11 protein-coding genes are annotated in these 14,647 nt (G+C 52.5%); 9 read left to right on the top strand and 2 right to left on the bottom strand.

The features are described from left to right. Positions 1–155: 155 nt before the first annotated feature. A complete protein-coding gene (locus ACEVG1_RS18810; protein WP_374745274.1) occupies positions 156–1,241 on the bottom strand; it encodes an ISAs1 family transposase in 1,086 nt (361 codons plus the stop codon). Positions 1,242–1,797: 556 nt separating this feature from the next. On the opposite strand from ACEVG1_RS18810, the gene ACEVG1_RS18805 reads away from it, so the two are divergent. Further along, on the top strand, positions 1,798–2,565 hold the full coding sequence (locus ACEVG1_RS18805) for a transposase (protein WP_374745273.1): 768 nt from the start codon (positions 1,798–1,800) through the stop codon (positions 2,563–2,565). On the opposite strand, the gene ACEVG1_RS18800 is transcribed toward ACEVG1_RS18805, so the two are convergent. Further along, positions 2,554–3,582 (bottom strand): LacI family DNA-binding transcriptional regulator, encoded by a 1,029-nt coding sequence (locus ACEVG1_RS18800; RefSeq protein WP_374745272.1) that lies wholly within the window; start codon positions 3,580–3,582, stop codon positions 2,554–2,556. The two genes, ACEVG1_RS18805 and ACEVG1_RS18800, sit on opposite strands and share 12 nt — an antisense overlap. A gap of 237 nt (positions 3,583–3,819) precedes the next feature. Here ACEVG1_RS18800 and ACEVG1_RS18795 point away from each other — a divergent pair, with 237 nt between their 5' ends. Genes ACEVG1_RS18795 through ACEVG1_RS18760 form a run of 8 tightly spaced genes read left to right on the top strand, consistent with a single transcriptional unit; the run spans position 3,820 to position 14,642 of the window. After that, the gene (locus ACEVG1_RS18795) at positions 3,820–7,041 is read left to right on the top strand and encodes a SusC/RagA family TonB-linked outer membrane protein (protein WP_374745271.1); all 3,222 of its coding nucleotides are present in this window, start codon (positions 3,820–3,822) and stop codon (positions 7,039–7,041) included. Between the two features lie 23 nt (positions 7,042–7,064). After that, entirely contained in the window at positions 7,065–8,837 is a 1,773-nt protein-coding gene (locus tag ACEVG1_RS18790; RefSeq protein ID WP_374745270.1) for a RagB/SusD family nutrient uptake outer membrane protein, read from the top strand. A 15-nt stretch (positions 8,838–8,852) separates the two neighbouring features. Continuing rightward, positions 8,853–9,275, top strand: a complete 423-nt coding sequence (locus ACEVG1_RS18785) for a hypothetical protein (RefSeq protein WP_374745269.1) — start codon at positions 8,853–8,855, stop codon at positions 9,273–9,275. Positions 9,276–9,285: 10 nt separating this feature from the next. Then, the gene (locus ACEVG1_RS18780) at positions 9,286–10,137 is read left to right on the top strand and encodes a 3-keto-5-aminohexanoate cleavage protein (RefSeq protein ID WP_374745268.1); all 852 of its coding nucleotides are present in this window, start codon (positions 9,286–9,288) and stop codon (positions 10,135–10,137) included. Between the two features lie 11 nt (positions 10,138–10,148). Next, positions 10,149–10,817, top strand: coding sequence for an aspartate/glutamate racemase family protein (locus tag ACEVG1_RS18775; RefSeq protein WP_374745267.1), 669 nt, complete (start codon positions 10,149–10,151; stop codon positions 10,815–10,817). Positions 10,818–10,834: 17 nt separating this feature from the next. Continuing rightward, positions 10,835–11,905, top strand: a complete 1,071-nt coding sequence (locus ACEVG1_RS18770; protein ID WP_374745266.1) for a transaldolase family protein — start codon at positions 10,835–10,837, stop codon at positions 11,903–11,905. A gap of 3 nt (positions 11,906–11,908) precedes the next feature. Next, positions 11,909–13,189 (top strand): MFS transporter, encoded by a 1,281-nt coding sequence (locus tag ACEVG1_RS18765; protein ID WP_374745265.1) that lies wholly within the window; start codon positions 11,909–11,911, stop codon positions 13,187–13,189. Beyond that, a complete protein-coding gene (locus ACEVG1_RS18760; protein ID WP_374745264.1) occupies positions 13,167–14,642 on the top strand; it encodes a beta-galactosidase in 1,476 nt (491 codons plus the stop codon). The genes ACEVG1_RS18765 and ACEVG1_RS18760 overlap by 23 nt, the downstream gene beginning before the upstream one ends. Positions 14,643–14,647 lie beyond the last annotated feature (5 nt).

Raw genomic sequence — 14,647 nt, 5'->3', positions numbered from 1 at the left:
AAAAATAATGAGAAAAAACTTGGTATGGCTTATTAGTCGGATTTGAAAAGGGCATTTTTTTTCACCCTAACCATTTCCATAAATATACGGATACTATTCCTAATCCCAAAATCTTAAAAGCGATTTCCCTGACCAAAATGGCAGGGCAACCGCATTTAAAAATATCCGAGGATTTGTTCCCTGAATGTGTCGTTTAGCGAAGCACTGATCATTTTTCCTTTCTTGGATAGCTTTTCGGGATGCCCTTCGACCATCCTGAGGTATATTTTGAGGATGGCGTTGAAGTTCCTGACGGCATTCCTGTTTTTCCTTTTGGCGGCGTCTTCACCGAAATTCACGTCCAGTTCCCAGTGGAGGTTATTTTCTATGCCCCAGTGGCTTCTGACCTGTGCATTGAAGGCTTCAGCGGAATGCGTTGCGCTGCTGATGTAATAGCGTGTCCGGTGCTGGGTTTCCCCAGTTTTCTTGAAGTAGCGCTGCGAGCGGATACGGACGATGGTTTTAAGGTCGGGCCAGGGCTCATCAAGGTCCAGGAACCCCAGTTCCCCGATGACATCGCATTCCCTGGTCTCCACCCTGCCGTGACCGCCGTCCACCGAACGGTCGCTACCGCAGGGCGTGCGCATGGAAAACATTTTCTCCACCTGCTCCAGCAGTTCGCCTTGGTTGTCCTTGACGGCCAGCAGGTAATCCGACTTCTTCGAGCGTATCTTCGCTGCGATGTCCCGCTGGCAGCCCATGGCATCGATGGATACAATGCATCCCTTGGTATCGATCAGCTCCAGCAGTACAGGGATGGCCGTGATCTCGTTGCTCTTGTCAAAAACATCCAGCTGGCCAAGGCTCAGCCGGTTGGCCGTGGCGAAGGCCGATACCATGTGGATGGCATCTCCCTGCCCGTTTTTCCCGCCCGAACCGCGGATGCGCTTGCCGTCTATGCTGACCACTTCGCCTTCCAGCGGCTTGAAGCAGCCCGAGGCCCATTCCATGAAGAACCGCGAGAACACGGCCGGTTCAAGCGCCCCGAAAAACCGCTCCAGGGTGTCCGGGGAAGGGATGCCGTAACGGTAGGGAAAGAACCTGCGCAGCCAATCCAGGCGGTGCTGGCCGAACAGTACCACCGCCTGCCAGTTGTCCATCCCGCAGATCGCGGCGCTGACCATCAGAAAGAGGATGTCACACAGCGGGTGCCGGAGGTTGCCTTTGTTTGTACGTCTGGGATCGGTCATCTGTCCAAAGATGGCGATAAATCTTGAGGTTACCGGGTGTTCTCCGCCGGACTGCTGTTCTTTTGATGCACTCGTGCCTAAAAAAACAAACTAGTTGACGTCAATTCTTTGATATACAATACAATATAACTATATTCGTGACAACAAACAACCAAGCCCCGTAAGGCTTGCGTAAAGGGAAACCATAAACTATAAGGGCATGAGACCGGCCCGCGAGGGCTACCTGTACCCAGCACCTAACCCAAATCACAGAAAATCAAAAAGTTTTAAATGCGGTTGCACTGCCAAAATGGTAAGGGTCACCGCATTTATAAAATCCTAACATCTGGTCTTTGGCAGAGACGGTCAATAGTAGAACTGATTATTTTTCTTTTCTTGGATGGCTTGTTTTTTTAGCGATTAGTCGGTCGTCGTATTTTTCGACCAACCCAATTAGCCGAACCAGCCCGCGGCAGATCTTGGTTATGGTATTGCAGTTCTTGACTGTATTACCGTTCTTACATTATGCGGCGTTCATTGCCAACGGTTCAGCAACAACAGCGCACCGGCATTCACCGACCAGGAGATTATGACGATTTACCTATATGCGATGCACCACGAGGGCTACCGGAAAGTGAAGGATATCCACCGGTTTGCCACTGATTACCTCAGGTCGTGGTTTCCCATGCTGGGCAGCTACCAGTCCTTCAATAGCAGGCTGAACAGGCTCGCAGGTGCGTTCACCCGGCTTTGCGGGACATTATTGGAGGAACACCGCCCCCAGGACTGCTGCCTTGGGCAGAGCCTGCTGGATTCCATGCCCATCATCACCTGTTCGGGCAAACGTTCGGGCAGGGTGGCCCCGGAGATAACCGACAAAGGGTACTGCTCGACCAAAGGGATGTACTACCACGGCCTGAAACTGCACATGCTGGGATTCAGGCGGATCGGCAGGCTGCCCCATCCCGAGCAGATCCTGTTCACACCCGCATCGGTCAATGATGTGACCGTGTTCCGGTCGGCATGGTTCGGCATCCGAGACAGGACGTTCTTCGGGGACAAAATCTATTTCGTGAAGGAACTGGACGAACAGATGGCGGCACAATGCAATTCACGGACGCTGGCCCCGGTGAAAGCGGTCAAGGGGATGGAGCAGGTAATCAAACAACGGATCAAGGCCGCCGATGACCTGTTCTCAACGGCCGTTTCAAGGATAAGGCAGCCCATCGAGGCCATGTTCAACTGGCTTATAGAGAAAGTCGACATCCAGAAAGCCAGCAAGGTCAGATCAACCAAAGGGTTGATGATACATGCCTTCGGAAGATTGACCGCCGCTTTTTTATCTCTAGCAATTTAACTCTTGATTCGCATAAATAATTAATTCGGTATTGAGCACCTCGTTTTCAAATTCATACACCGGATACCGGCTTTCGATCAGTTGGATGAGTAATTCCATGGCTACGCGCCCCATTTCGAAAGCTGGCTGGCGGATGCAAGTGAAGCCCGGCTGCAGTAGGTCGAGTACGTCGGAGTTTGAAAAGCCGGCCACTCCGGGGTACTGCTCTTTGGAAACCAGCTTATTGTATGCGTTCAGGCAGCCCATACTCAGCCGGTCACTTGCCACGAAGACGGCATCCGGCTTTTCAGGGAGACCGATAAAGTACTGTACGGCATGTTCTACCTCCTCCTGCACACGCCCACCATGGTGGCAGTAACGGATGAGCGACTCATCCAACGGGATGCCATGAAGTTCCAAGGCCTCGGCGTAACCCTCCAACCGCTCGGCCGTGATGGACAAGTGGGGAGCATTGGCCAGATGGGCGATTTTCTTAGCTCCTCGGTCAATCAGTGATAGCGTGGCCTGTTTGGCCCCCTGGCGATTATCTGATGAGACCGTATGCGTTTCGAAGGTATCGATGATGCGGTCGAAAAAGACAATAGGCAACCCCCGTTCGTGAAGGCCGACGATATGTGAAAAATCCTTGGTTTCGGCAGACATCGAAATCAGCAACCCGTCTATCGCACGGTTGGCTAGGTGTTGGATATTCATCACCTCCCGTTCATACGAGTCATGGCTTTGCGAAATGATGACATGATATCCCTTGCTATAAGCTACTGACTCGATGCCGTCGATGGCCTGAGAAAAAAAGCTGTTGGCCACCTCACATACAATCACGCCAATGGAATAGCTGCGGCCGTGGCGGAGGCTGGAGGCCATCGGGTTGCGGCGGTAGTTGATGTGTTCCGCATATTCAATGATTCTTTTCTTCGTCTCTTCGTTGATTTCATAGCTGTCGCTCAATGCCCGGGATACCGTGGACGGGGAAAGCTTTAACGCCTTGGCGATGTCTTTGATCGTAACCGCTTTGAACACATCATTGCTAATTGGTTGACCCAAAGATAGTAAAAGGAAAGAACGCGCCCAATAATCTGGATTTTAATCGTTGCAATCGTTGCCGGTATCGATTGCGTAATTTTTGCGGTTGGTTTTGCGCGGTTTTGTCAGCCAAACTTTCTAAGATTGTATTCGAAAGGCAATGGAGGCGGCCGCGTTTGGTACAGGTTTGCTGCCCGGTTGTTGACCAAGTTTTAATCTAACAAGTTACAAATTATGAGAAAAATGTTACTTTTTGCATTTGTGTTATGTGCCGTGACACAGGTGATGTTCGCTCAGGGCAACCGACTGAGGGGAACAGTAAAGGACCAAGCATCCGGAGAAGCCCTACAGGGCGCCACCCTGCGTGTGGATGGCGTGTCGGGCGACCATCAGGCGGATGAAAACGGCGCGTTCAGCATCCCGGTTTCCGGGAGCGGCACGTTCACATTGGTGGTAAGCAGCGTGGGCTATGAGACGCAGCGGATGACCGTACGGCCAGGAACGTCCATCACGGTACTGCTTGTGCAGGAAAACGTGATGGACGAAGTGGTAGTCATCGGCTACGGTACCACGCGGCGCAGGGACTTGACAGCCTCGGTGTCTTCTGTCGGAGCGAAAGACCTGAAAGACATCCCCATCAATTCGGCCGAGCAGGCGCTGGCTGGTCGGCTGGCCGGCGTACAGGTGACCACCGCGGAGGGTTCCCCTGATGCAAATGTTAAAATACGGGTACGTGGGGGGATTTCCATAACAGGCGACAATTCTCCCTTGTATGTGGTCGACGGCGTAATCGTGGCCAACGCGTTATCCATGTTGTCGCCCCAAGATATCGAATCCATCGACGTCTTGAAAGACGCTTCTTCGACAGCGATCTACGGTGCCCGTGGTGCTAACGGCGTGGTCATTATTACCACAAAATCGGGGAAGCCCGGTGTTACCGCCATCAATTACAACGGATTTCTTTCGATGCAGCGTATACAGAAAAAACTGGATGTCATGGATCCTTATGAATTCGTGACGTACCAGTACGAGAGATCGCGCAATAGCACAACAAACGAACAGACATTCTATGACCGTTTCGGTGCTTTCGAAGACCTGGCCCAATACCAGGACGCGCCGTTTGTCGATTGGCAGGACCATGTATTTGGAGATGATGGGCTTACCCAAACCCACAACGCCAGTGTCGTGGGAGGAAGCGAGAAAACACAGTATAACCTAAGCCTCACCAGCAATGCATCCGATGCTATCATGGTCGGTTCTGCATACGACCGGAAGCTGATGAATTTTAGGCTGAGCCAGAAGGTAAGCGATCGCTTTAAGCTGAGCTTCGATGCACGGTACAATAGCACGACTTTGACGGGAAGAGGTACGTCCACTTCGGGAACGAGTGGGCACAACTTCCTTCGGCAAGCGATACGGTATACGCCCTTTCTGAGCTCGGCGACCGAATTTTATGAGGTGAATGACGACCTGATAGAGGAAACAAACGCCAACCAGCTTTATTTGGTGAATCCACTTAAAATGATTGAATCGCAGTATAGGAAGAATTATGGACGTCGATTCAATATCGGGGGATTTGCCGAGTTTGCTTTCACCAAATACCTGAACATCCGGAGTACGTTCGGCTATAACTACAATTCGTCGTTGAGTAACCAATACGACGATTACCTGACTACGAATTCGCGTCAGAACGGCGGTGGTTTACCCATCGCAATCGTCGGCACGGGCAGTAACTATACGTGGAACAATTCGAATGTGCTTAATTTTTCCAATGCCTCGTTTGACGGTGACTTCCACGAAAAGAACCGCATCGACTTCTTGGTGGGCCAGGAAATTTTTGAGTCAAGAGGCAAAAGCATGAGTGTCACCCAGCGGTATTTTCCTGCGGGTACCGCACCTGAAAAGGCATTTGCCAACCTAGGGCTTGCCAGCCCTCCGACTGGATTGACGCAGCCAGCGCCATCCAGTTCCGAAGGCCTCGAAAACATATCGTCATTTTTCAGCAGGCTTAACTGGAACCACCGCGACCGTTACCTATTGACGTTAAGCGTCCGTGCAGACGGCTCATCTGTATTTGCGCCGGGTAAGCAATGGGGCTACTTTCCGTCAGGTGCATTGGCCTGGAACTTGTCTGAAGAAGCATTCGTGAAAAACCTCAGCCCGGTCCTATCCAATTTCAAGGTCAGGGTGAGCTACGGCGCAGCGGGAAATAACCGCATCGGTGCGTTTCAGTACCTAACCCAATTTGTAGCCATAGGCGACGGCTATGCGCTCCTTGAGCAACTCAACAGTATCTACGTGCCTTCTGGTCTCGCCAACGCAAACCTCAGATGGGAGGCAAACTTGTCCAAGAATGCGGGTGTTGATATCGCTTTTCTGAATAACAGGTTCCGGTTGACGGCCGACTACTACGAAAATGACAGCCATGACCTGCTTATGGTCATGCGTATTCCTTCAACATCAGGATACAGCGCACAAGTGCAGAATGTAGGTGCTACCTCGAATAAAGGATGGGAGTTGCAGCTTGGTGCCGACATCGTCCGCAACAAGAATTTCTCCTGGACGGCAGACTTCAACATCTCAGCCAATAGGAATACCATTAAAAGTATGGGCGGGCAGGAGCGGTTCCTACAGAATTCGGGTTACCTGAGCAATACACCAGACGATTTCCTGGTAGAGGTGGGGAGGCCCGTGGGTGTCATGTACGGCTATGTGAACGATGGTTTCTATACCGTAAGCGACTTTGACTACGATGCCGTAAATAACGTGTACACCCTTAAAGACGGCGTAGTGAACAACGCAGGGGTATTGGGCTACGATCCGCAGCCTGGTGTAGCCAAATTCAAAGATCTGAATAGTGATGGTTTGGTTGATTTGGACAATGACCGCACGGTAATCGGTGTTGCACAACCCAAGTTTTTCGGAGGCTTGAATCAGCAATTCAGTTACCGGAATTTTGATTTGAGCATTTTCCTGAACTTTCAATACGGAAACGATATCTTGAACTACAATAAATTGGAGTTCACCAATGGCTACACGCCTTATGCCAACCTACTGGCAACGGTAAACGATCGCTGGCGTACGATAAATGATGCCGGAGAAGTCGTTACAGACCCAGCTGAGCTTACGGCTTTGAATGCCAATGCTAAATTCTGGCGTCCCATCACTTCGGGAGCTGCCTTTATGTCGCAATCGTGGGCTGTTGAAGACGGCTCCTTTGTAAGAATAAACAATGTGACGCTGGGTTATACGCTGCCCCAAAATACTTCCCGAAAAATAGGGATGAAGACGTTGAGGCTTTATGTGACAGGCAACAACCTAGGGACGATTACCCGCTACAGCGGCTTCGATCCCGAGGCCGACAACCGCAGGAATACGACGCTAACACCGGGCGTGGACTTCTCGGGTTACCCGCGTGCGAGCATGTATGTTTTTGGTATAAATGTTACTTTTTGATAAGTGTAATAATAGTTATCGACATGAAAAAGATTAAATTTAACAGGGGAGTCGGCGGCGTGGTTGCGCTAGCTGTCTCACTGATGCTGTCATGTTCAGAATACCTTGAGCTGACCCCTAAGTCTAGTTTCGGGCCAGAGACTATTTTTGGTACAACCGAAAATGCCAGAAAGGCCGTGCTGGCCGCTTACCAGATGTTGGGTGGTGACCAGACTTATGGTAGCCGTATCAACCTTTACTACCCCTATGACGAGGATAATATGATGGGCAACAAAGGAACGGGCGATAACGGCCGTAAAGACATTAACCGGTATAACGTGACCGCTGCGAATACCCAACTTAATGCTCCGTTTGAACGGTTGTACGGGGGGGTCGAACGCGCCAATATCTGTATAAAGTACATTCCGGAGATGAGTCTTTACACCAGTGGAAGCGAACTGGAGAAAAAGAAATTGCGTCGGTTGCACGGAGAAGCCCTAACCTTACGTGCCCAGTTTGTTTTCGATTTGATCAAACTGTGGGGCGATCTGCCCATCCAGTGGCTGCCTTCCGCCGAACTGACCGACTTGTTTCTGCCGAAAATGGATAGGGACTCGATATACGACAAATTGCTTGAGGATTTGGCGGTGGCAAAGGACTTGGTGCCGTGGAGGAGCGAAGTGACGGCTTTGGGAGAGGCCATGGATGAGCGTATCACCAAAGGCGCGGTGAAAGCGTTGCGTGCCAGGATTGCTCTTTTCCGTGGCGGTTATTCCCTGCGGCGCGGAAGCAACCAGATGGAACGCGGAAGCAACCACTTGCACTATTATCAAATCGCTGCAGACGAATGCCGCGAAGTGATCGCTTCAAACGAGCATGCGTTGGCACCTACGTTCCTGGCGCTGTTTAAAGACCATCTCAACGCACATTTGCTCGACCCTTGGGGAGAAGTGATTTTCGATGTAGCCCAAGGCGGTGGGGGGCCGGGCACGGATAGCAAGATCGGCTATTTTAGTGGCCTGCGCGATCAGATACGTGCGCTACCCACGTTTTTTTACGACTTCCATCCTGCTGATACCCGCCGTGATGTGACCATAGCCCCATATACCATGGATGCCGATGGCGTACTGACGGCAACGGAAATCACCAAGTTGAATCACGGTAAATGGCGTTTGGACTGGTTTGTGAACCCATCTTTCCCCTATACCGCGAATATCCAGTACATGGGTATAAATTGGCCCCTCATCCGGTATTCGGATGTGCTCTTGATGTTTGCCGAAGCGGAGAACGAAGTGAACAATGGCCCCACGGCGGCGGCGATAAGCGCTTTTGAGCAGGTGCGGAAAAGGGGGTTTGCCGGCAATGAGCATCTTATCGGTACCACACCGACAACCAAGGAAGCCTTTTTCGAAGCCATCGTCGACGAACGAGCGCTCGAACTCGCTGGAGAAGCCATCCGCAAGTACGATCTGATCCGATGGAACCTTCTGGCCGCTAAACTAGCCGAGGCTAAGGCCGAAATGGCAAAAATGGCCGCGCAGGAGGCGCCGTACGACGTGCTGCCGACAAACATGTACTACTACCCGTCTGCCGCCGGTGGTAATGGGATCAACTGGGCCACGTCTTTTTACGAACCCAGGCCCTCATCGGCGCCCGAGGGAACTTCAAGCGTCCGCTGGGTGTCCGAACGCATTCTTACCCATCACGACTGGCCTAATTATGCCGAAGGATTCAAGGAAAACCATAGCGAACTTTTGCCGATACCGCAAAACGCATTGAACGCGAATCCGAAATTGACACAAGATTACGGTTACTAACTTCAATGGATTGTTATGACAACTAGAATAAAATTGGTTGGGCTGTTGGCCGGTTGGTCGCTGCTCGTAATGATGATTTGCGTAAGTTTCAACGCATGCAAAAAAGAAGCGGTAAGTGAGCCATTTGTGCCATCCCGCTATTTCGCACCCGGGGGGGTGTCCGTTAGCGCTCCCAATGTAACGGTTACGCTGATGTGGAACAGGCCGCTGTATGCCTCGCCTGAAGACGCCTTGGCATATACGGTAGAGGTAGCCCGTGACGCCTCGTTTCAGCAAATAGAGAAGTCTTTGGAGACAGAGGTGAATACAGTGGTGTTTGCCAATACCGAATTGGTTCCAGAGGTGAGCTACGTAGCGCGCATTAAGGTGAATGCCGCAAATGGAAAGGAAGCATCTAACTGGACGATTTCCGAACCTTTTTCGCTTACGGCTCCATAGTATTTGGGTGATGAACGAGAAGAAAGTGCTTATTTGTGTGGCTCCGGTACCGCATACCGGAAGCGTCGTGCCGGACGGGGTGAATGTCCCCGTCCATCCCGACGCGATTGCCGAAGAGGTGCTCGCATGTGCCGAAGCGGGTGCTGGCATGGTACACCTGCATGTCCGTGACGAAAACGGAGAACAGACGGCCGACTTAGGTCATTTTTCGCGTACGATTGACCGCATACGCCAATCATCCGACATCGTGTTACAGGGATCTACGGGAGGCGTAGCCGACCTCTCCTTGGAAGACCGTTGCGTATCGCTCAATGAACCTCGCGTAGAGGTGGCCTCGCTCAATATGGGGTCATCCAACAACGGCGAGGGCGTATACATCAATACATTGCCCGATATCCGTTTCTGGGCGGCAAAAATGAAGGCTGGCGGTATCAAGCCCGAACTGGAAATCTTTGACCTGAGCATGATTGGCAGCGTGTCGAAATTGCGCCGCGAGGGGCTGGTTGATGAACCGTTGTCTTATAACTTCTGCCTGGGCTTTGAAAACTCGTTGGCAGACCACATCGATTACCTATTTTATTTGAAAAGTAGCTTGCCGGTCGGGAGCCATTGGGGTGTCATTCACCGGGGGATGAGCGACTTCGCATTGCTCGTTGCCGCCGCCGCCATGGGAGCCTCGACGCTGAGCGTGGGCTATGAATACAGCTTCTGCCACCATGCAGGCCAAGTAGCCAACACCAATGCGGAGTTGGTGCGCCGGCTTGTGGAGGCGCTGGCGTCAATAGATAGGTCGCCGATGACCCCCTCGGAAGCCCGTAAACACCTGGGACTGAAACTGTCTCGGGCAATTGGAAACAGTTAATTGACTGAAACGTGAGAAAGAAGAAATTAGCACTGATACATACGGTAAACTGGTACAACACCGTCATCAACAAGCCGTTCGGCGAACCATGGTTGCAGCAGCACCCTGACGTGGAGATATTCAACCTGATGGACGATTCGCTGCTCGTAGAGGCGTTGGCCAACGGCGGGCCTACAAAGCAGGTCATCCGCCGGATGCTGTACTACTTCCAGGCGGCCGAGGCTATGGGGGCTGATGTAATCATGAGCACCTGCACGACCATGGGGCCGGCTACGGAAATTGCCAAGCAATTCGTGGGCATACCGGTATTCAATATCGATGAGCCGATGGCGGAAGAAGCCGTAGCTGCGGGAAGCCGGATAGGCATCATAGCCACCGTACCCACGTCCGCGCCGGCAACACAGCGGGTACTGAGGCAGGCAGCCGCTGCCGCCGGAAAGGAAATCACCATCAAAACAGTCATCAATGAAGCCGCTTTCCAGTACCGGTTGGCCGGCAATATCAAGCAGCATGATAAGCTCATCCACGCTGAACTGGACAAGTTGCAGCGAGAGGTCGATGTGATTGCGCTGGGGCAGATCAGCTTAGCGCAGGTACTCTTCAAGGCCAATGTACCCGTATTGCAGGTAGGCGACTCCGGCTTTGCGTATGCGGGAGCATTGCTCAAAGCGGTGAAATGAACAGACAGAAGAATATTATGCAAGAGACAAGAGACAGCAAACTAGCACAGCGCGACTATTTCAAACGGGTGGCGCGGCTCACGCCAACGAAGATGTGGATAAACAACGTAACGCGCGAGGAGGCTGAATGGGCATTGATGGCGGGAGCCAAGGGTTGTACGCAGAACCCTTCGTATACCTGGAAGATGCTAACCCACGAACGGGAGGGCGATTATGCCAAGCAACTGTTGCGCGAAACGCTGACGGAAACCGACGACGACAATGACGTTATATGCCGTTTGCAACGCAAACTGATATACGGGGTGTCCCAGAAATTCATGCCCCTTTGGGAGCAAACACACGGGCAACACGGTTACGTGAGTATCCAAGGCGACCCCATCCATGAGGACGATGCCCAGGTAATCATCCAAGAGGCGCGCAATAACCGCCAACTGAACCCCAATATGATGATCAAGATACCGGCAACAAAGGCCGGACTGGAAGCCATGCGCGTACTGATAGCGGAAGATACGCCCTTGAATGCAACCGAAGTGATGGGGGTGAGCCAGATGGTGGCGCTGTGCGAAATGTATCGAGAAGTGGTCGCGGAAACCGGGAAGCGGCCGATGATGTATGTGTCGCTGATCACAGGTATCTACGACGAGTGGCTCCAAAAGGATATCCAGGAAAAAGGGATTGCCATTAATCCGGATGTCGCGAAACAGGCAGGGATGGTCATTGCCAAAAAGGTGTATCAGTTGATGCACGATAGGGGTTACAAAAATGGCTTCATAGGCGGCGGCGTGCGCGGCATCCACCACTTTACCGAAATGGTGGGAGGAGACGTTTGCATTACCATGAATTGGCAGGGTCAGGTAGACGGATTGCTGCAACTGGACTTGCCCGTGGTGGCCCGGCTGTTCAATCCGGTGCAACCGGAAGTGCTGGAAACGCTGCTCGACAGGTTGCCGCAATTTAGAAAGGCCTATTTCGAACATGGGCTGGCGGTTTCGGAGTTTGCCGAGTACGAACCGGTGGAGTATTTCAGGCACATGTTCGTCACAGCTTGGGAAAACTGCGTGTCTTTGGCCGCTTCAATGAGGGAGTAACAGATGGCAACCCGTATGCGTGTACCTTTCCGATTCGGCGTTCTGCTGGCCACGTTTTTGCTGTCGCTGTTGATGTACATCGATCGCATTGCGATCTCGACAGCAAAAGAACCTGTAGCAGACGAACTTGGGCTGTCGGATACCCAGATGGGGTGGGTATTGTCGGTTTTTGCATTGGGGTACGCCCTGTTTCAGGTACCGGGCGGCATGCTGGGCGACCGCTTAGGTGCGCGTAAAGCACTGGCCGCTATTGTATCGGCATGGTCGCTATTCACCGCCCTTACCGGTGCGGTATGGAATTTTGCATCGCTCCTGTCAGCGCGGTTCTTGTTTGGGTTGGGAGAGGCCGGGGCATTCCCATGTGTAGCGCGTACGGTTTTCTCGTGGTTCCCCCTCCGTGAGCGTGGCATCGTGAACGGGATTAATTTCTCCGGCTCGCGCATCGGCGCTGCGTTTTCACTGCCTCTTATGGCGTGGATGGTGGCGGCATTCGGTTGGCGAATGACTTTTTTCATCCTCGGATTGGTTGGCGTGGTGTGGGCCGTGGTGTGGTATCGGTGGTTTCGCGACGAACCCGAAGACCACCCGTATCTCGGTGCTGAGGAACGAGCGTATATACTTGGGAATCGCCAAAACCGCACAGTTGGCAATGCGCCGGCGTTGGGCTTGGTGAAAATACTATCCCACCGGAATGTATGGCTGAACATGGGGCAGTATTTTGCTTCCAATTTTGTGTTCTTTTTTTGCCTGACCTGGCTTTACCCGTACCTGAAGGAAAAATATGCGCTTGGTGCCGCGGCTACCGGTTTGTATGCGATGACCCCGCTTATCTTGGGGGCCGTCGGAAATTGGGTGTCCGGCTTGATGGTAGATATCCTCTATCAGCATGGCTGGTGGAAGAGTTCACGCCAGTTGCCGGCTGTGCTTGGGTTTGTGCTGACAGCTGTGGGGTTGGCCCTGTTGCTCAAGGCAGACACCGTTGGGTGGGCTGTGACGGCTATGGCGATAGCTGTATTTGGCGCGGATATGACCCTAAGCCCGTCATGGTCGTTTTGTACGGACATCGGGCGCGAAAGCGCCGGCGCTGTATCGGGTGTGATGAACATGGCGGGAAACTTCGGTTCGTTTGTCACCGCCCTGGCATTCCCCTACCTGAAAAACTGGACGGGGAGCGATGTGCCCTTTTTTTATACGGGAATGGTGTTGGCGTTGCTGGCCGCGACGATATGGTTATTTATGGATCCGAGAAAATCAATGGGGAATGAGAAGGCGACAGTTCATTAAGCATACGGCGATGGTGGCCGGCGGTGCGTTATTGCCTGCTTACGCTGCGTCTGCCGCAGGCAGGGGCAGTCATGAAAAGTCCGGTCGTGTGGTACGATTGGCGGACAACGGAGCGACGTTGATGAACCCCATGATGGGATGGACGCTGTATTATTACTCCCATTTTCCAAACAGCTATGCTGATGCCGTACTCGAGCCAAATGACCAGCTACTGGACTTTCCGGGTATATCAAGCGTATATATGCGGCTCACGTGGGACCTCCTCGAACCGGAAGAAGGCGTTTTTAACTGGACAGTGCTGGATACGCCTGCCCAGCGTTGGATCGATCGGGGAAAACAGATCGCCATACGTATTACGTGCAGCGAAAGCTGGCACCGGTGGGCTACCCCCAAATGGGTACATGATGCCGGGGCAAAAGGCTACTTCTATGACGATGGCGGGCAGATTCATGACGATGGCGAACTGTGGGAACCCGATTTTAACGATCATGTCTTTCTGGATAAGCTAGACCGCTTCCTTGAAGCGATGGCCCGGCGGTATGACGGCAACCCCAACGTGGCATACATCGATATCGGATCGTTTGGCCTGTGGGGCGAAGGGCATACGCTCGGTACGAAAATCGAGTATCCCGATGAGGTCAAAATCAAGCATATAGACCTGCATTTGAAACATTTTAAAAAGACGTTGCTGGCGGTAAGTGACGACATTATCGGGGCCACGGCAAAAGGGGCGGACTTTCCGGTAACCAATTATGCAATCGAGCACGGTATTACGCTGCGCGATGACAGCATACTGGTGAGCAGGAAAACACCGTATTTCCATACCGAGCTGATGGGTGTATGCTGGCCTAAGCTGCCCGTGATCATCGAACACGACCACTATGCCGGATGGAAATCACGCGGAGTGTGGACCGGACACCACCTGTATAATTCGGTGATGGACTACCACGCCAGCTACCTGTCGATCCAGGCACCGCCCCGGGAGTTTTTGCATGACAATCGCGAGCACGTAGAGCGCATAAACCGGAAATTGGGGTACCGGCTGGTCGCGTCTGAAGTGCAACTTCCAGCGGAAATCGCTCCGAATGTGCCGTTCGAGTGCCGGGTGAGGCTGGGCAATGACGGTGTTGCACCATGCTATCCCGGTGGGTATGTCTGCATTACGCTGAAAGATTTTACCGATGCCATTGTAGGCGTTTTTGTTTTCGACCGGTTTTGCGTACGGGATCTGAAGCCAGCCGGAAAAGACGCACTGGCATATCAGGAGCTTACGGCAGATTTTGTCGTCAAATGGGAGATTAATGGGCTTGCTGCGCCTACACGCATACCTGCGGGGATGGGTGCGGCTTTCCTGTCGATCGGGCAATTGGACGGAACGCCGGTGTTCCAATTGCCGCTGGACGGCAATGATGGAAGCAATCGCTATCGGATAGCGGAAGTGCGTATTGGGTGACTAAT

The sequence above is a fragment of the Parapedobacter sp. 2B3 genome (genome assembly GCF_041925275.1).
Taxonomy (GTDB): Bacteria; Bacteroidota; Bacteroidia; order Sphingobacteriales; family Sphingobacteriaceae; genus Parapedobacter; species Parapedobacter pyrenivorans_A.
The sequence above is the reverse complement of the archived record's forward strand: the minus strand, read 5'-3'. Positions and strand labels throughout refer to the sequence as shown.